The organism is Schaalia odontolytica (genome assembly GCF_009730335.1).
GTDB lineage: Bacteria > Actinomycetota > Actinomycetes > Actinomycetales > Actinomycetaceae > Pauljensenia > Pauljensenia dentiphila.
Genome location: NZ_CP046315.1, coordinates 2,358,951 through 2,376,690, shown reverse-complemented (window position 1 = coordinate 2,376,690; position 17,740 = coordinate 2,358,951). Strand labels below are relative to the sequence as shown.

Here is a 17,740-nt window from a genome sequence, read left to right as displayed (position 1 = left end):
CGTCGATCGAGACGCTGGTCACGCCGGGTGTAAAATAGTCAGTATCGCGCGTAGTCTCTCGCGCTCAACGCAGCTAAAGGATGAAGGCACATGTCTCTAGAAGAACATGCGGAATGGTCCGCAGTTCGATGGGGCGCGTCGACCGACATCGGTCCGGTCCGCTCTGAGAACGAGGATTCCTGGCTGGCGGTTCCCCCCGTCTTCGCTGTCGCAGATGGGATGGGTGGGCACCTGGGTGGTGCCCAGGCCTCGTCGAAGGCTGTCATTACGCTGCGGGAGTTCCTGAGTCCTCAGCGCCTTGGGAATCGTTCCGTTGACCTGGTGGATCTGTCCGTTGCGATCGACGCAGCGGCCACGGCGGTCGCCTCGTTGGCGTCGGTCGATAATCCGATGAGTGCGCCCGGCACGACGCTGTCGGGCCTCATGGTGCTGCGTACCGCCGAAGGGCCGTACTGGCTGTCATTTAACGTGGGTGACTCCCGTGCCTATGTTGTGGGTGGTGGGGGCATTCGGCAGCTCACCCACGACCACTCGGCGCTGCAGGAGGCGCGTGATCTTGCGGCTACCTCCGGGGCTCCTCGTGTGATCCCTCCCGCAAACGTCGTGACAAAGGCACTCGGTGCAGGCCAGGTCGGAAGTGTGAAAGCGGACTATACAATCATGCCGTTGGAAGATGGAGATCGGGCCGTGATTTGCACGGATGGCGTGCACGGTGTCCTGAGTGATTCGCGGATTCATGAGGTTGTTGCGGACGGCGATGGTCCGCAGGGCACGGCCGACAGACTTGTTCGAGCGTCGCTGGAGGCGGGGACTCGGGACAATGCGACCGCGGTTGTAGTTTACGCAGGAACCAAATCGCGAGTAACATTGACAACGAATGTCATGAATCGGATGATTCAACCAGTACGTCCGGCGTCGATTGAGACCGCTCGCCGGGTTCCTCGTAGAGAAGGCGGTAACTGATGCTTCAGATTGGACGCTTCCTGTGTCGCGGGCAGGGCGCGATGCTCGTCACGGGTCCCCTCGGTGCGGCGCTGGCTCCGCTCGACTTTGCGGATTCCGCCGCCGATGTGGTGTGGGGACGCGCCGACACCCAGGCGTGGCTGTCCCACGTCCAGGCTGAAAAGGGTGACGTCCTGCTGCTGGACTGCGCGGGCGAGCAGCCGTACCTGACTGTGCTGGGCAATATTCAGCTGCGCATGCGTGCCGCCGGCCAGATCACCGAGCAGGTGTGGACCGACCCGATCTGGGCGTGGCCATTTAACCCCGGTGAGTGGCAGACCTTCGAGGCCACCATCGTCGACGGCGACGAGGTCACGTGGATGGTGCCCGCCGCCGATCGCGTCGAAGCTGGCGAGATCCGTATCGGACGCGCACTCGACGAGGTCGAGGCCCTTGCCTCGATGCCTGTCGACACGATGGGCTTTCTGATCAATCCCGATATTCCGGACCGCGAGCGCCGTGCCCGCCGCGAGGCTCGCGAGGAGCTGCCGGAGCCTTCCGTGCACTCGGCTTCCGTCGATCTGGCGGCTGTTGAGGCCCAGTTCCTCGCCGCGACCAGCAATGGCCCGGTGTCGCTGTGCCCCTCTTCGCGCAACCCTGACGACGAGAAAGCTCCCGCGGCTCCCGAGGTCTCGGATGAGCAGGTCGAGGAAGCTTCGCACGAGGAGGCGCCTGCGAAGGATGCTGAGCAGCCCTCGGGCGAGCTCTACATCGTTGCTGATGCCGAGGAACCGCCGGTCGACACCGCTGAGTCCGCCGAGCGTGCGGGCGGTTTCGGCGAGTCGGGTGCCCCGGCCTCGTCTGAGCCGGCCTCTGGGGAGGTCGTCGAGTCTCCCGCCGTCCCTGAGGCCATGAGCGCCGAGGGCCTGGCTGACCTGGGTGCTGAGACCGATACCGAGGCGACGATCCTGCGCCTGTCTCCCACGAACTCGGGCCCCGCCGCGCCCGTCGCATTCCTGATTCACGGCGGCACCGTGCCCGTCGAGGTTTCCCGTGACGTCGTCATCGGCCGCGACCCCGACGCCCGTGCGCTGACCGGCCGCCCCGTCGCGACCGTCCTGCGCGTGCCCAGCCCGCAGACCGAGATCTCCCGCTCACACTGCGCCGTCATGATGACGACCCCCGGCTCCTGGGCCCTCATGGACCTGGGCAGCGCGAATGGCACCGTCCTGCGCCACGCCGACGGCTCGTTCCAGGACGTCACCCCCATGGTGACGATCGCCCTGAACGACGGCGACCTCATCGACGTGGGCGAGGGAACCACCATCGAGTTCCGCGTGCGCTGATTGACTCAAACGCTGCAAGTGGGGCGGGCCTTCGGGCTCGCCCCACCTGTGTTTGTCTGCGTTGTTCACGGGGGAGAGGGGAGCGGTCGACTGTCCCGGCCTCGTCTATGTAAGAACAATCATGCTCGCGCGCGCCTTGAGGTGACCTAGGTCCCTTGAAGCGTGTATCCTTACCCCTGGTAGCGACCCGCTGGTGGGTCGGTCATCGCAAACAAGGAAGTTGAGGACCACGATGGTCAAGTACGTATACGACTTCTCCGAGGGCGACAAGTCCATGAAGGACCTCCTCGGAGGAAAGGGAGCCAACCTCGCCGAGATGACGAAGCTCGGTCTGCCCGTTCCCCCCGGCTTCACGATCACCACCGAGGCGTGCCGCGCATACCTCAAGGAGTCGACGGTTCCCGAGTCGCTTGCCACCGAGGTCACCACCGCCCTGCGCGGCGTCGAAGACCAGATGGGCCGCCACCTCGGCGATCCCTCCGACCCGCTCCTCGTCTCCGTGCGAAGCGGCGCCAAGTTCTCCATGCCCGGCATGATGGAAACCGTCCTGAACATCGGCCTCAACGATGAGTCCGTTCTCGGCCTCGCTGCCGTTAGCGGTAACGAGCGCTTCGCGTGGGACTCCTACCGCCGCCTCATCCAGATGTTCGGCAAGACCGTCCTTGACATCGACGGCGACCTCTTCTCCGGCGCCCTCGACGCCCTCAAGGCCGAGCGTGGCGTGAAGGGCGACACCGAGCTGACCGCCGAGGACCTCAAGGGCCTCGTCGACACCTTCAAGGGCATCGTCAAGGAACAGACCGGCAAGGACTTCCCGCAGGACCCGCGCACCCAGATGGACATGGGCATCGAGGCCGTGTTCCGCTCCTGGAACACCGAGCGCGCCCGCATCTACCGCCGCCGTGAGCGCATCCCCCACGACCTGGGCACCGCCGTCAACATCTGCACCATGGTGTTCGGCAACATGGGCGACAACTCCGGCACCGGCGTCTGCTTCACCCGCGACCCCTCCTCCGGCCACTCCGGCGTCTACGGCGACTACCTCGAGAACGCGCAGGGCGAGGACGTCGTTGCGGGCATCCGCAACACCCTGCCCCTGTCCGCCCTCAAGGAAATCAACAAGCCCGTCTACGACGAGCTGCGCGCCATCATGCGCAAGCTGGAGACCCACTACCGCGACATGTGTGACATCGAGTTCACCGTCGAGCGCGGCAAGCTGTGGATGCTCCAGACCCGCGTCGGCAAGCGCACCGCCGCCGCCGCGTTCCGTATCGCCACCCAGCTCCTGGGCGAAAAGCTCATCACCCGCGACGAGGCCCTGGGCCGCGTCACCGGCGACCAGCTCACCCAGCTGATGTTCCCGCAGTTCGACGCCAAGGCCGAGAAGGAGCTCATCGCTCGCGGCATGGCCGCCTCCCCGGGCGCCGCCGTCGGCAAGATCGCCTTCAACAACGCCCAGGCCGTCGAGGCCGCCGAGAAGGGCATCAAGACCGTCCTCGTGCGTCGCGAGACCAACCCCGATGACCTGCCCGGCATGGTCGCCGCCGAAGGCGTCTTGACCGCCCGCGGTGGCAAGACCTCGCACGCCGCCGTCGTCGCCCGAGGCATGGGCAAGACCTGCGTGTGTGGCGCCGAATCCCTCGTCATCGACGAAGCTGCCGGCACCGTTACCATCGGCGACCTGGTCCTCACCTCCGAGGACACCATCGCCATCGACGGCCAGACCGGTGAGATCTTCCGCGGCGAGGTCCCCGTCGCCGACTCGCCCGTCACCACCTACCTGGCTGACGGCCTCGAGGCCGGCATTGCCGCCGCCGGCGAGGACCAGGGCACCCGCGAGCTCGTCGAGGCCGTCGACAAGCTCCTCGCCCACGCCGACAAGGTCCGCCGCCTGCGCGTGCGCGCCAACGCCGACACTCCCCTCGACTCCAAGCGCGCCATCGCCTTCGGCGCCGAGGGCATCGGCCTGTGCCGCACCGAGCACATGTTCCTGGGTGAGCGCCGCCCGCTCGTTGAGCGTGCCATCCTCTCCGCTCCCGAGTCCGACGAGCGCCAGGCCGCGTTCAACGAGCTCGAGAAGCTCCAGAAGCAGGACTTCCTCGAGATGCTCGAGGTCATGGACGGCAAGGCCATGACCGTGCGCCTCATCGACCCGCCGCTCCACGAGTTCATGCCCGCCCTCATCGAGCTGGAGACGAAGGTCGCCGTCGGCAAGGCCACCGGCACCCTCGACCCCGCCGACGAGGCCATGCTCGTCGAGGTCCGTCGCATGCACGAGCAGAACCCCATGCTGGGCCTGCGCGGCGTGCGCCTGGGCATCTACCTGCCCGGCCTGTTCGCCCTGCAGATGCGCGCCCTGTGCGAGGCGGCCGCCGACCTCGTGGCCCGCGGCCTCAACCCGCGTCCCGAGATCATGGTTCCGCTCGTCGGCTCCGTGCGTGAGCTCCAGCTCGTGCGCGAGGAAGGCGAAGGCATCATCGCCTCCGTCGCCGCTGCCCGCGGCGTGGACCTGTCCGGTGTCTCCATCGGCGCCATGATCGAGCTGCCGCGCGCCGCCATGACGGCCGAGGACCTCGCCGAGGAAGCCGACTTCTTCTCCTTCGGCACCAACGACCTGACGCAGACCGTGTGGGGCTTCTCGCGCGACGACGTTGAGGGCGTGTTCTTCCCGCAGTACATCGAGGCCGGCATCTTCGGCGTCTCCCCCTTCGAGTCCATCGACGTCCACGGCGTGGGCACCCTGGTCTCGGAGGGCGTGCGCCGCGCCCGCTCCACCAAGCCGAACATCAAGCTCGGTGTGTGTGGCGAGCACGGTGGCGACCCGGCCTCGATCCACTTCTTCCACAACGTGGGCGTCGACTACGTGTCCTGCTCCCCGTTCCGCGTCCCCGTCGCCCGCCTCGAGGCTGGCCGCGCCGCAGTCGAGGATCACGTGGACATGACCGCCTGATGCGTGAGGCGGGCGGTGCCGTCGCGGGTGCCGCTCGCAGAGCGTAGCGACGAGGCCGTGGCCGGGTAACCGGTCGCGGCCTCGTTCCGTTGTGGGTGGGGTTGTGATTCCGCTGGTGTTCCGGGTGCCGGAGGGCTCGGCCGCCCGCGAGGCTGGACGGCCTCGCTTCGTTCGGCGCCGCGCCTCGAAGCCCGCCCGTGCCCTCCGGTCTCTCCGGCACCCTTCATGCCGGTGGCGGTGGGGGTTTTGCAGCATTAGGAGCTGGCTGGGGGCATGTCGCCGGCGTGTCGAGGTTCTAATGACGCCATTTCCCCCGTTTGGTGGCGGTGAGGCCGCGGCTTGAGGCAGTATGGTGCCCAAAGTGCAGACCACCTCGGCGAAATAGGCTGAAAATGGGCCGTTGTGGGTGAGGTGGTCTGCGTTTTGGGCGTAACGGTGTCTTGCGTGGTGTGTTGTTTGCACGCGAACCCCTGAACATGCGTGTTGACCCTTTGATGCGCACGTTAACCCCTAGACATGCATGTGGGCGTGGCTGCCGACGTGCAGGTCATCGGGTTAACGTGCGAGCTAAAGGGCCCAGATGCAGGTCATCGGGTTCACGTGCGCATCAAAGGGCCCAGGCCGCCGCCCATCGGGTTAACGTGCGCAGGCGTAGGGCCGGAGCAGAGGTGTCACGGGTTTTGGCTTGTCGACGGTGGCTGCGCTCAGGGTGCGGACGGTTGTGCGGTGCCCTCGCGGGTGCCGCTCGCCGAGCGTAGCGACGAGGCCGTGGCCGGGTAACCGGTCACGGCCTCGCGTGTTGTAGGTGTCGCTTGTGTGTTGTGCTGGCTGCTCAGGGGGTGACGCCCGTGCTCTGCAGCAGGAAGATCAGGCCCACCATGATCGAGTTGTTGAGAGCGTGGAACGCCCACGAGTAGGCGACGTTCTTCCCTGATTTCACATAGACGAGGGTGAGGGTAATGGAGATCGGCAGGTAGGCCAGCAGGTCCTGCCACTGGTAGCAATGCATGTAGGCGAAGAGAATGGCGGAGATCGACGCGACGAGCCACGTGGGCGCAAACGCGCTGAGCTTGCCGATGAGGATGTGCCGGTAGAAGATCTCCTCAATCATTGGGACGCCGATGGCCACAAAGAAGGAGAACACGATGCTGAGAGCGCCTTCGGACAGGGCGTTCATGACGGCCTGTTGGTTCTGGGCTATCGGCGGATTGGTTCCGTAGATGGAGATGCGCAGCGTGGCTTGCACAATCGTGAGGAGGAACCACATGCCGAATAGCAGTGCGATCTTGAGTACCGGTCGTGTGCGGAAGTATGAGAAGGCGGGGAAGAACTCGCGCCCGAAGAATGCCAGCACCATGACCAGGAAAATCGAGTCGAGCACGATGTTGACGGCAGTGACGTTCCATGACTCGGGGATGATCGATGTCGGTACGGTGCCGAGTAGGAAGAAGGTCGCGTAGGGGATGCCGAAGATCGCGATCCGCACCCAGTCGGCGCGACTTGGGCGCGCGGGCCGCATGGGGAACGAGGCCTTGGCCGCGTTATCTGTCGCGGTGACAGTGGGCAGGGGGCTCGGTGTCGGGGTCGCCCCGGTGGATACGGGAGTCGTAGGTGCGCAGTGCGTGCTTGGGTCGGTAGACATGGAGCTGTGGCCACTTCCTGTTGGGCTGTTGTGCTGCCCGTATATTCTGACAGATTTTGAAATAGAGTGGCGCGCGGATAGTTGAGACGATGTGCCTGGCGCGACGGCCTCCTGGTTGGACGACGCGCGTGCAACGCGCGCGGGGATGCGTGGATGTTGAGGTGGTCGTGAACCCCTGCGCCTGGGAGGGCCGCGCCTTGGTCGCCCAATGCGCGTGACGGTGGCTGCGGGTGGTAGATCGCCACAGGGGAAGATTGGCGCGCAAGCGACGTGGCTCGTTTTCCCTGACGGGGGAAGGTTTTCGTGGCACCGCGTCAGCAAATGATCGCCCTGGGCCCTTAGTCCCTCAAGGGGGGTGTGTCACCGCGCTAGACACCGTCACAGCATGGTCACAATTTAGGATGACCTAAACGGACTACTTTTCACCTCGGCGAGATGTGGCTAGGCTCAACGTTTAGGAATTCCATCATCCCGGCTATACCTCATCACTGGACCTACAGGAGGCAAGCGGTGGCAGTGCTTCGCGTTCACCTGAGCAACATCGGTCAGCGACTCAGTCGCGTCCTCATCGTCGCAGTCATGGCAGCTCTGGCCGTGGCGATGTTCGCCTCGCCCTCGCGAGCCGCGGATCAGACGTGGAGCGATGTCTCGACCACGATCAATGGCCTCATTGACGAAGGCGTGTCCACCTTTAAGGCGGGCGACGCCAAGGGCGGCAAGGACAAGGTCAACGACGCCTACTACAAGCACTATGAGATCACCGGCATGGAGAAGCAGGTCATGGCCCGCATCTCCGGCTCGCGCGTCTCCCAGGTGGAGATGGAGTTCTCCCTCCTGAAGAAGGCCATGAGTGACGCCGACAGTGCGGGCGTCGATAACCACGCTACGACCCTCAAGCAGTACATGGTCGAGGACGGCGCCTCCTTGGACGGTGTGGCTCCCGGGTCGGCAGCCCAGGCCTCGTCGGATGATTACAGCCCCGGCGCGTGGGGTGAGGTCGCCAAGACGATCAACGGCATCCTCGAGGACGGCGTCAACGCCTATAAGGGCGGCGACGCCAAGGCCGGTAAGGATAAGGTTAACGAGGCCTACTACAAGCACTACGAGATCACCGGCATGGAGAAGCAGGTGATGAGCCGCATCTCCGGCTCGCGCGTCTCGCAGGTGGAGATGGAGTTCTCCCTCCTGAAGAAGGCCATGACCGACGACGACTCGGCGGCGGTCGACCAGCACCTCTCGACACTGACGAACTACATCCGCGAGGACGCCAATAGCCTCGACGGCTACACCGGCAAGGCCGCCGACAAGACCACTGACAGCTCAGGCACCTCCCCGTGGATCGCCCAGTTCCTGCCCTCCCTCCTCGTGATTCTGCGCGAGGGCATGGAGGCGATCCTGGTCGTCGCCGCCGTCCTGGCATACCTGGCCAAGGCAGGCCACAAGAACAAGGCCCCCATCGTGTGGGGCGGCGTGGTCCTCGCCTTCGGCCTGTCCATCGGTCTGGCCTTCCTCTTCAGCTACGTCACCTCCCTGGCGGGCGCAAACCAGGAGCTCCTGGAGGGCTTCGCGGCGCTCTTCGCGGTTGCCATGCTGATCTGGGTCTCCAACTGGATGATCAACAAGTCCTCCAACAAGGCGTGGGACGAGTACATCAAGAAGCAGACGGACGCCTCGCTGAGCAGCGGCTCCCTGCTGGGCCTGGCCTTCATTTCCTTCCTCGCGGTCCTGCGCGAGGGGGCGGAGACGATCCTCTTCTACGTCCCGATCGTCACCGCCGCGGGCGACAAGGTCCACTACGTGTGGATCGGCCTGGCGGTCGGCCTCGTGGCCCTGGTCATCATTTACCTGCTCATCCAGTTCGCGGCGGTCCGCATCCCGCTGCGCCCCTTCTTCACCATTACCTCGCTGCTAATGGCCTTCATGGCCTTCACGTTCACGGGTTCTGGTATCGGGGAACTTCAGGAGGCGGACGTCGTGTCCCTGACGCCCATCTCCGGCTTCCCCACCATTGACCTCTTGGGGATCTACCCCCGAGTGGAGAACCTGGCCGCGCAAGCCATCGTTCTCGCCATCATCGTCGGTCTCTATTTCTTCGGAAAAGCTCGCCTCGCCCGCGAGGCCGCCGCCCAGTCGCGGGCCGGGGAATGACACCCTCGAGCGACACCGACGTTTCACCCAACCAACACGCACAGGAGATCATCACATGAAGCGCTCTCTGTTCCGCGTCGGCGCGGCCCTGGCCACGCTGGCCCTCGCAGGCACTCTGGCCGCCTGCTCCAACAACTCCTCCTCGTCCTCCAGCGAGAAGCCCGCGGCCTCGTCCTCAGCCGCCGCTGACTCTGCCGCCCCCGCCCCCGGCGAGGACGCTGGCTTCGAAGAGCAGCCCCTCGGCGACGAGGTCCACGTCGGCCCCCTCGTCGTGGGCGGCGTCTACTTCCAACCCGTCGAGATGGAGCCCCAGGTGGGCACCCCCGCCGCAGAATCCTCGATGCACATTGAGGCCGACATCGCCGCCGCCGCCGACAACAAGCTCGGCTACGGTGCCGGCGACTTCGTCCCCGGTCTGACCGTGGACTACGCGATCAAGGACAAGTCCGGCAACGTCGTCCAGGAGGGCACGCTCATGCCGATGAACGCGTCCGACGGCCCGCACTACGGCCTGAACCTGCCCAAGCTGGACGCCGGCACCTACGACGTGTCCTTCATGATCAAGCCCCCCAGCGTGTGGCTGCTGCACACCGATAAGACCACGGGTGTTGAGGGTCGCTTCTGGACCGAGCCGCTCGTCGCCGAGTTCCCGGATTGGCAGTGGGATCCCACGGCCGTCTCCTGGTGATCGACGATCGCTTGTAGAGGGGCCGAGGCAGTGGTTCTTTATAGGACCGCTGGCCTCGGCCCTCGCCCCGTGAGGGGACTAGAATCGATACCGTAGCTACGACTTCGGTGAACCTTTATTACGGGAGGAAAGCCAATGCTTCAGCAGATGAGTGAAGCAACCCTAACGCTGCTCTTGACGATGCTCGCGCTCGGCGCCGTCATCCGCTTCATGCCCGCCGCCGGGCGTGGTCGCCGCGGTAAGAAGGTGCGCTCGGTCGCCGTGTGGGCCGGTATCGGCCTGGGCATGGTATCCTCCCTGGCTTTGACGATCATTAACGTCCAGGCCCCCAAGTCCGTGAACCGCCAGACCGTTGGCCTGTTCACCCTCCCCGTCGCGATCGTCCTCGCGGTCCTGTTCCTCGCGTTCATCGCGGTGCGCTCGCGCCGCGTGCGTTCCCTCCTGCCCGGCGACGCCGACGATGAGGCCCGGGCGGCCTCGTCGATGGACACCGCAGTGAGCGGGGATACCCTCGTGCGTATCGTCGGCGCCCTCTACATTGCGGCCGCCCTGTTCCGCGCAGTGCCGACGGCCATGAACCAGGCCGTCATGATGCTCTCGGGCGGCGTCGAGATCTACTCGACCCCGGTCGTTCTCGCGCTCGTCGGCTACGTGCTGGCGTGGGTGCTCGTCTGCTTCGTCACATGGGTCTCCTACCGCCTGTGCTCGTGGAACAACCGCGTGTGGCCGGCGGCTTTCATCCTGATCGCCCTGCTGGCCAACCACGCCCTGATGATCGTGCGTATCCTCAAGGCCAAGCGCTGGATCTCGATTCCCAAGGATGCGTGGAACGCCATGTCGTGGTTCATCAACCACGAGGCCGTCTTCACCATCGCCGCAGGCCTGGCCCTGTGTGCCGTCGTCGTTCTCACCTGGCTGGCCTCGCGCTCCATCCCGACTGTGGGCGCCAACCCCGCCGAGGGACGCCTGGGCCGCGCGCGCTCGCGCCTCTACAAGTCCATGGCGGGCACCGCAGCCCTCGGCTACCTGTGCGGTGCGCTGCTCATCACCGTCGGTGTCGCGTACGGTAGCCAGGAGATCGAGCTGTCCGCGCCCGAGTCATTCAGCGTCGTCGACGACCAGGTGAGTGTCAACCTCGCCGACATCTCCGATGGCCACCTGCACCGCTTCGAGTACACGACCTCGGGCGGCGTGAAGGTGCGCTTTATCGTCATCCAGAAGTCCGGCTCCTCCTTCGGCGTGGGCCTGGACGCGTGCGATATCTGCGGCCCCACCGGCTACTACGAGAAGGACGGCAAGGTCATCTGCAAGCTGTGTGAAGTGGCGATGAACATCGCGACCATCGGCTTTAAGGGCGGCTGCAACCCGATCCCCATCGACTACAAGGTCTCCAACGGTACGCTGACCGTGCCGATCTCGGCTCTCGAGGCCTCGGCCTCCGTCTTCGCGAAGTAAGGGGATCGCGTGTTCGTCCGAATGCTGCGCGGCGCCCTCACGAGGCGCGGCAATCGCCACCTGATGATCGCCCTGACCGTCGCGCTGGGCGCCTGCGTCGCCACGTCCATGCTCTCCGTCATGTTCAACGTGGGCGACAAGGTCAACCAGGAACTCAAGTCCTACGGCGCCAACATCGTCGTGCGCCCCCAGGGCGCGGCCGTCCTCGACGACCTCTACTCCACGGGCGAGGCCACCGAGTCCCGTTCCTACCTGCGCGAGGACGAGCTCGGCAACATCAAGACGATCTTCTGGACCTACAACATCCTCGACTTCGCACCCCTGCTGAGTGTGTCCGCCACCGACGCGAGCGGTGAGCACGTGCCCACGACCGGTACCTGGTTCAGCCACCACCTCGAGCTGGCCACCGGCGAGAGCGTCGAAACCGGCCTCGACAAGCTGCGCGGCTGGTGGGGCATCGAGGGGTCGTGGCCCGCGGACGACGACGAGAGCGGCGCCCTTGTTGGCACCACCTACGCGGCTGCCCACGGCCTCGGCGTCGGCGACACCTTCACCCTGACCCGCGAGGGAATCACGCGCGAGTTCACGGTGCGCGGCATCCTCACCAGTGGCGACGATGCCGACCGCGGCGTGTACATTCAGCTGGCGCAAGCCCAGGAGCTCCTCGAGCGCGAGGGCGTCGTCGGCAGCGTCGAGGTCTCCGCCCTGACCACCCCCGACAACGACCTGGCGCGCAAGGCCGCGAAGAACCCGAACTCGCTGAGCGTGTCCGAGAAGGAAACCTGGTACTGCACCGCCTACGTCTCCTCGATCGCCTACCAGATCGAGGAAGTCATGACGGACTCCGTGGCCCGCCCGGTCCGCCAGGTCGCCGAGTCCGAAGGCACGATCCTGGAGAAGACCCAGCTGCTCATGGTCCTCGTGACCGTCCTGGCGCTCATCGCCTCGGCCCTGGCCATCGCGAACCTGGTGACCGCGGGCGTCATGGAGCGCTCCAGCGAAATCGGTCTCATGAAGGCCGTGGGTGCCAAGGATAAGCAGATCATCTCGCTGTTCCTGACGGAGACGATCGTCGTCGGCCTGGTCGGCGGCGCCATCGGCTACGGCGGAGGCCTCGCCCTCGCGCAGGCGATCGGCTACATGGTTTTTGGCTCCTCCATCGCCTTCGTGCCCGTCGTCGTCGGCCTCGTCACCGTCCTTGTCATCCTCGTCGTCCTGGGAGCCTCCATCCCGGCGATCCGCTACCTGCTGCGCCTCAACGCGGCGGAAGTCCTGCACGGAAGGTGATGCACATGTCCAGACGAGCAATGTTCTGGCGGATGGTCACCTCCTCCATCCTGCGCCGTCGCTCCCGCGTCCTCATCGCGATCCTCGCCGTCGCCATCGGCGCGACCACGCTGTCCGGCCTCGTCACGATCGCCGTCGACGTGCCGGCCCAGCTGGCCCGAGAGATCCGCTCCTACGGCGCCAACCTCGTCGTCACCCCCGCCGGTGACGTGCCCATCACGGACGAGGCCGTGGCCGCCGCGACCGCCCAGGTGCCCGCGAGCGCTCTGGTCGGATCCGCAGCCTTTGACTACGAGACGGTCACGATTAACGACCAGCCCTACGTCGCGGGCGGCGCCGACCTGGAGGCCGTGCACGCCATGAACCCGTACTGGTACGTGGACGGGGAATGGCCCGCTGCGACGGGTCAGATCCTCGTCGGTGAGCAGGTCGCCTCGACGATCGACGTGAAGGCGGGGGACACGATCACGGTGAGCCAGCTGGACGCCGGCGCTTCCTCGAAGGGCGCGCAGGTACAGTCCGGCGCCCCGGCGCCCGGCCTGAAGGTCGATCCGCGTACTGTCACCCTGACCGTGTCCGGCATCCTCAAGACCGGAGGCAACGAAGACGGCTACGTGTACATGTCCAGACAGGACATGAGCACGCTGACCGGGCAGACCGGCGCCGTGTCGCTCGCCGAGTATTCGATCGCCCTGGAAGGCGATCAGCTCAGCGCCATCGCCGACGCGATGAACGCCGCGAACCCCGACGTTCACGCCCAGACCGTGCGCCGCCTCGCCCAGTCCGACACGGGCGTGCTGGCGATGCTGCGCTCCCTCCTCGTCGTCATCACCGTCATCGTGCTTGCGCTGACCATGATCGGCGTGTCCACGACGATGATCGCCGTCGTCACCGAGCGCCGCAACGAGATCGGCCTGCGCAAGGCCCTGGGTGCCACCGCCCGATCCATCACCCGCGAGTTCATGGGTGAGGGCGTCATGCTCGGCCTCATCGGAGGCCTCCTGGGCGCCGGGGCCGGCTACGGCCTCGCCGTCCTCATCTCCACCTCCGTGTTCCACCGCTCCATCTCGCTGCACCCCGTCATCCTCCTCGGCACGGTCGCCTGCTCGATCCTCATCGCCGTCCTCGCCTGCCTCCCGCCCGTGCGCCGTGCACTGGCCGTCGACCCCGCGCTCGTCCTGCGCGGAGAATGAGAGTCACCATGACCACCTCCACCGCCACCCCGGCCTCGTCGGCCCCCACGGACGCGCTGCTGAGCCTCGAGGGCGTCTCCAAGATCTACGGGGACCTGCACGCCCTCGACAACGTGTCCCTCGAGATCCCGCGCGGCCAGTGGGTCTCCATCGTCGGCCCCTCCGGCTCAGGCAAGACCACCCTCATGAACATCGTCGGCGCCATGGACACCGCCACCAAGGGCACCGTCATGCTGGACGGGCACGACATCTCCGACCTGACCGCCGACGAGCTCACCGAGGTACGCTGCCGCACCATCGGCCTCGTCTTCCAGCAGTTCCACCTCATCGGCCACCTCACCGCCCTTGAGAACGTCATGGTCGCCCAGTACTACCACTCGATGCCCGACGAGAAGGAAGCCCTCGAGGCCCTGGACCGCGTCGGCCTCGCCGACCGTGCCACCCACCTGCCGCGCCAGCTCTCCGGCGGCGAGCAGCAGCGCGTGTGCGTGGCGCGCGCCCTCATCAACTACCCCAAGCTGCTGCTGGCCGACGAGCCCACCGGCAACCTGGACGAAACCAACGAGGAGATCGTCCTCGACCTGTTCAACCAGCTTCACCAGGACGGCACGACCCTCATGGTCGTCACCCACGACGCGCTCGTCGCCGAACAGGGCCAGCGCGAAATCCGACTCGACCACGGCAAGGTCGTCAAGGAAACCTGGCACGACCACGACTTCGAACAGCGCGCCTCCGGCCTGGTCCTGCCCGGCCGCGACGGCGACGCGCGCAGCGGAAAGGACAAGGTGCGATGACCACGCCCACCCCTGTTGAGAGCCGATCCCGCTGGGTTGCTCCGGCCTCGTATGCGGTCCTCGGCGCCCTCGGCGCGACCATCCTGGCCGCGTGCACGCCCAACACCGGCCTGGACATGACCAAGCCCATGAGCGACGGCACCTGGACCGCCCAGTCCAACGCCGACGACCAGGGCTCCATCGGCACCATCACCATCACCGTCGAGGGCGGGCGCATCACCGCGACCTCCTACGAGACGACGCTGGCCGACGGCACCGACAAGGGCGCCGAGTACGGCAAGAACTCCGCGGGCGAAGTCTTCAACGAGGACTACTACAAGAAGGCGCAGGCTGCCGTCGCCTCCTACCAGGAGTACTCCGACAACCTCACCAAGGTCGGCGACCCCGCCAAGGTCGACGTCATCACCGGCGCCACCGTCGCCCACCAGCAGTTCGTGCAGGCCGCCATCCGCGCCATCGCCGCCGCCCAGGGCGTCTCCCCGGACGGCGCCGACGACATCAACATCCCCGGCCTGAACGACGCCACCAAGGATGGCGACCTCGACAAGGACCTCGGAGGCTCCGACGGCTGAGGCTTCGCGCTTCGCCGGCACCCCGGGGGACGAGGCGATGGCTGAGTCCGCGGGGGTAGCGCCCACGTGGCGATCCTCCTTCCCCGCGATGGGCACCCGCGTCGACATCATCGGCTGGGGCGGGGACGGTATGGCGATCGTCAACGCAGTCGTGGGCGTTGTTGCACGCCACGAGGACATGTGGAGCGTGTTCCGGCCTTCCTCCGAGGTGTCGCGACTCAATGCCGCTGTTGCTTCGACTGGGTGCGGTGGCGGTGCATCCCGTTGCGGGGCCGATTCCGCCGTGGCCGGCCTCGGCCTTGTCGTCAGTGAAGAAACCGACCGGCTGCTGCGCGACGCGCTGGCGCTCGCGGAGGCAACCGGGGGAGCGTTCAACCCGCTGATCGGGCCGCTCGTTGCCGCCTGGGATGTTAAGTCGATGCGGGCCGCGTACGTCGCGGGTGCGCCCTTGCCGCCCGCGCCTTCTGAGCGTGTCGTGGAGGCGGCGTTGCGCGCGTCGTCGTGGGGTTTGCTGTCGCGTGTGGGCGAACGGCGTTGGGTGATGGGTCTCCCTGGTGAGTCCGTGGGCGGTGTGGATGCGCCCAGCCCAAGCCTCGACCTGGGCGGTATCGCGAAGGGATGCACCGCCGACGCGTGCCGCGATCTGGCAGTGGCTATGGGGGCGCGCGGCGTCCTCGTGTCGGTGGGGACGTCGTCGGTGTCGGTGTTCGGGACTCGCGCCGACGGCTCTTCGTGGCGCGCGGGCCTGCGCGACCCTCAAGGTGGGCCCACGTCGGTCGCTGGTATCGTCGAGTTGCCTGCGGGTGGCATGGCGTCCCTGTCGACGTCTGGCGACAACCTGGGGCCGCTGGGCGGTGTGCGTGCGGTTTGTGCGGGGTCTGCGGCGGGGAGTGCGGTGGGTCCTCTGGTGGGGCCTGCGGCGGATCGTCGTGCGCGTGAAACATCGCGTGAAACATCTGTCGGTGGTGGTCGTGTTTTCGACCACCACATCATCGACCCGCGTACGGGATACCCCGCTCATGCAGGTGTGCGACAAGTCAGTGTCGTGGCCTCGTCGGGTGTGCTGGCGGAGGCCCTGTCGACGGCACTGCTCGTTGACCCGTCCATCGATGTTTCGGACGTCGTGGCCCGATGGTCGCGCCTGTCTGGCGCCCTGGCCTCGACGAAGGTTGTGGGCATTGTGCGTGCTGAGCAGGGATGAGGTCCAGGCGCGGTCAGGCCTGGTCGGTGCCCGCATGGCGAGAGGGTGGGGGGCGAGGGACGGGGCTCATGTGGTCTACCCGCCAGGCGTGATGTGACACTGCCGAGACTCGCAACCGAACGCTCGACGGGCGTGTTCGTTCCCGTTGTCGCTCCGTTGACGGCCGCCATGCGGTGGAGGCTATGAGTGCTGGTGCAACCGTGTGTTGTCCTATGCCCCTGTGATCATTCACCCGTCGAGGAAGTACTGAGACAACTGTGATGACCGTCAGCTGAGCGGTGTGAGGCGCGGGATCGTTGTTGAGGTTGACCTCGACGATTACCGACGTGCATCAGGAGTACCTCCGCGTTATCACCGTTGCGTGTGGACTGGTGTGCAGGGGATGAGCCACTGGCAATGCACCCGTTGTGTGGCGCTGCACCCGAACAGAAAGGGTGCAATGCTGATGGATCGGGTGTATCGCTGCTTGTGTTGTGGCTGTTGTGGGGTCTGTATCCGTTGTGGGTGCTGGTACTCTTGTCTTGCCGTGTGTGGTGGTTGGTGCTTGATTGTGTGCTGTGCCGTTGGAGCGCCGTGTGGCGCTGCACCCGTTGCGGGGCGGTGCACCCGTTATGAAGCGCTGCACCCGAACAGAAAGGGTGCAATGCTGACGGATCGGGTGTAGCACTCTCAACAACAAGTGCTATCGAGGCAATCTGTTGACAAACGACAAACGACGCACATCGCTCGACGCTCGACGATTGCTGTCGGATGGGTGCGGTGTGTTGTTTCGTTGCTTGAGTAGTCTGCGACATGTGTCGGTGGGATGCTGAGTGCTGGGCTTTGGTGCGGATTGCCGGGCCGATCGGGTGTCAGTAGGAGGCCACGCCCGTGTCGCTGCCGGGATGGGTGCAGGGAGACTCGGGCGCCTCGGGGGCCTGTGCGGTGACCTCTCCGCCGTTGATCGTCACGTCGCCGTTGATGACCAGGCTCGGTTCCGGCGGGAAGAGCCTGGCCATCGTCGACTGGCGTTTCATCCACGCGACAATCGCCAGGACGATCCCGATGATGATGTAGATGACGTGTTGAACCGTGGGGTTGTCGGCCAGGCGCGGGGCGACCTCGTCGGCTATCTTCAGGACGAGGCCCAGCATGATGACGAGGCTGGAGGCGACGACGAAGGGGAAGCTGACGATCTTGTAGGTGTGGGCCGACCTCAGGTAGAGCCACCTATTGAGGGCGTGGTATCCGAAGCCGACGGCCATCATCGCCAGGGTCGCCCAGACGTAGTGGGCTTGCCTGGTCGAGGTGAGCCACCACATGTGATCGACGGTGAAGGCTCCGACCCCGCCGATGATGAGGAGGTAGTCCGGGGAGAGAAGCACCCACAGGACGAGTTTCTTGTAGTACCAGATGGCGAAGAAAAACACGAGCCACAGCAGCACGGCGACGAAGAAGTACATGACCGTATTGTACCTGACCGATTGGTATGTCTGTGGCGTTTTCTCCCCTGTCAGGACGGGGGCTGTAGCTGCGTTTGGCC

At 65.9% G+C, this 17,740-nt stretch carries 13 protein-coding genes; 11 read left to right on the top strand and 2 right to left on the bottom strand.

The window, feature by feature from the left end:
* The first annotated feature begins 90 nt into the window (after positions 1–90).
* The 3 genes from FOC40_RS10305 to ppdK all read left to right on the top strand — a co-directional run bounded on the left by FOC40_RS10305 (position 91) and on the right by ppdK (position 5,238).
* A complete protein-coding gene (locus FOC40_RS10305; RefSeq protein WP_004565472.1) occupies positions 91–963 on the top strand; it encodes a PP2C family protein-serine/threonine phosphatase in 873 nt (290 codons plus the stop codon).
* Positions 963–2,288, top strand: coding sequence for an FHA domain-containing protein (locus FOC40_RS10300; RefSeq protein WP_004565473.1), 1,326 nt, complete (start codon positions 963–965; stop codon positions 2,286–2,288). Before FOC40_RS10305 ends, FOC40_RS10300 begins: the two co-directional genes overlap by 1 nt.
* 232 nt (positions 2,289–2,520) lie before the next feature.
* Entirely contained in the window at positions 2,521–5,238 is a 2,718-nt protein-coding gene (ppdK, locus tag FOC40_RS10295) for a pyruvate, phosphate dikinase (protein ID WP_004565474.1), read from the top strand.
* Positions 5,239–6,070: 832 nt separating this feature from the next.
* Here ppdK and FOC40_RS10290 read toward each other — a convergent pair.
* Complete coding sequence (locus tag FOC40_RS10290; RefSeq protein WP_231126020.1) at positions 6,071–6,880, bottom strand: CPBP family intramembrane glutamic endopeptidase; 810 nt, start codon at positions 6,878–6,880, stop codon at positions 6,071–6,073.
* Positions 6,881–7,459: 579 nt separating this feature from the next.
* Between FOC40_RS10290 and FOC40_RS10285 the strand changes: the two genes are divergently transcribed.
* From FOC40_RS10285 to FOC40_RS10250, 8 genes are all read left to right on the top strand, one after another.
* On the top strand, positions 7,460–9,028 hold the full coding sequence (locus FOC40_RS10285) for an FTR1 family iron permease (protein WP_231126082.1): 1,569 nt from the start codon (positions 7,460–7,462) through the stop codon (positions 9,026–9,028).
* 55 nt (positions 9,029–9,083) lie between these two features.
* A complete protein-coding gene (locus tag FOC40_RS10280; protein WP_004565479.1) occupies positions 9,084–9,716 on the top strand; it encodes an iron transporter in 633 nt (210 codons plus the stop codon).
* 135 nt (positions 9,717–9,851) lie between these two features.
* Complete coding sequence (locus FOC40_RS10275; protein WP_004565480.1) at positions 9,852–11,171, top strand: DUF2318 domain-containing protein; 1,320 nt, start codon at positions 9,852–9,854, stop codon at positions 11,169–11,171.
* A gap of 21 nt (positions 11,172–11,192) precedes the next feature.
* Entirely contained in the window at positions 11,193–12,458 is a 1,266-nt protein-coding gene (locus tag FOC40_RS10270) for an ABC transporter permease (RefSeq protein WP_004565481.1), read from the top strand.
* 5 nt (positions 12,459–12,463) lie between these two features.
* Positions 12,464–13,651, top strand: coding sequence for an ABC transporter permease (locus tag FOC40_RS10265; protein WP_050755245.1), 1,188 nt, complete (start codon positions 12,464–12,466; stop codon positions 13,649–13,651).
* 8 nt (positions 13,652–13,659) lie between these two features.
* Positions 13,660–14,445, top strand: coding sequence for an ABC transporter ATP-binding protein (locus tag FOC40_RS10260; protein WP_176748711.1), 786 nt, complete (start codon positions 13,660–13,662; stop codon positions 14,443–14,445).
* Positions 14,442–15,017 carry a hypothetical protein gene (locus FOC40_RS10255; protein ID WP_003791980.1) on the top strand — a complete coding sequence of 192 codons (576 nt, stop codon included), beginning with the start codon at positions 14,442–14,444 and terminating at the stop codon, positions 15,015–15,017. Before FOC40_RS10260 ends, FOC40_RS10255 begins: the two co-directional genes overlap by 4 nt.
* Complete coding sequence (locus FOC40_RS10250; RefSeq protein ID WP_004565483.1) at positions 14,977–16,218, top strand: FAD:protein FMN transferase; 1,242 nt, start codon at positions 14,977–14,979, stop codon at positions 16,216–16,218. Before FOC40_RS10255 ends, FOC40_RS10250 begins: the two co-directional genes overlap by 41 nt.
* 851 nt (positions 16,219–17,069) lie before the next feature.
* On the opposite strand, the gene FOC40_RS10245 is transcribed toward FOC40_RS10250, so the two are convergent.
* Entirely contained in the window at positions 17,070–17,660 is a 591-nt protein-coding gene (locus FOC40_RS10245; RefSeq protein WP_004565484.1) for a hypothetical protein, read from the bottom strand.
* Between the last annotated feature and the right edge of the window lie 80 nt (positions 17,661–17,740).

What these genes read in the sequence shown, in the direction of transcription:
- FOC40_RS10260 (WP_176748711.1), top strand. Translation starts at nt 13,660, where the DNA reads ATGACCACCTCCACCGCCACCCCGGCCTCGTCGGCCCCCACGGACGCG.
- FOC40_RS10275 (WP_004565480.1), top strand. Translation starts at nt 9,852, where the DNA reads ATGCTTCAGCAGATGAGTGAAGCAACCCTAACGCTGCTCTTGACGATG.
- FOC40_RS10290 (WP_231126020.1), bottom strand. Translation starts at nt 6,880, where the DNA reads ATGTCTACCGACCCAAGCACGCACTGCGCACCTACGACTCCCGTATCC.
- FOC40_RS10265 (WP_050755245.1), top strand. Translation starts at nt 12,464, where the DNA reads ATGTCCAGACGAGCAATGTTCTGGCGGATGGTCACCTCCTCCATCCTG.
- FOC40_RS10250 (WP_004565483.1), top strand. Translation starts at nt 14,977, where the DNA reads ATGGCGACCTCGACAAGGACCTCGGAGGCTCCGACGGCTGAGGCTTCG.
- FOC40_RS10305 (WP_004565472.1), top strand. Translation starts at nt 91, where the DNA reads ATGTCTCTAGAAGAACATGCGGAATGGTCCGCAGTTCGATGGGGCGCG.
- FOC40_RS10300 (WP_004565473.1), top strand. Translation starts at nt 963, where the DNA reads ATGCTTCAGATTGGACGCTTCCTGTGTCGCGGGCAGGGCGCGATGCTC.
- FOC40_RS10255 (WP_003791980.1), top strand. Translation starts at nt 14,442, where the DNA reads ATGACCACGCCCACCCCTGTTGAGAGCCGATCCCGCTGGGTTGCTCCG.
- ppdK (WP_004565474.1), top strand. Translation starts at nt 2,521, where the DNA reads ATGGTCAAGTACGTATACGACTTCTCCGAGGGCGACAAGTCCATGAAG.
- FOC40_RS10280 (WP_004565479.1), top strand. Translation starts at nt 9,084, where the DNA reads ATGAAGCGCTCTCTGTTCCGCGTCGGCGCGGCCCTGGCCACGCTGGCC.
- FOC40_RS10270 (WP_004565481.1), top strand. Translation starts at nt 11,193, where the DNA reads ATGCTGCGCGGCGCCCTCACGAGGCGCGGCAATCGCCACCTGATGATC.
- FOC40_RS10245 (WP_004565484.1), bottom strand. Translation starts at nt 17,660, where the DNA reads ATGTACTTCTTCGTCGCCGTGCTGCTGTGGCTCGTGTTTTTCTTCGCC.
- FOC40_RS10285 (WP_231126082.1), top strand. Translation starts at nt 7,460, where the DNA reads ATGGCAGCTCTGGCCGTGGCGATGTTCGCCTCGCCCTCGCGAGCCGCG.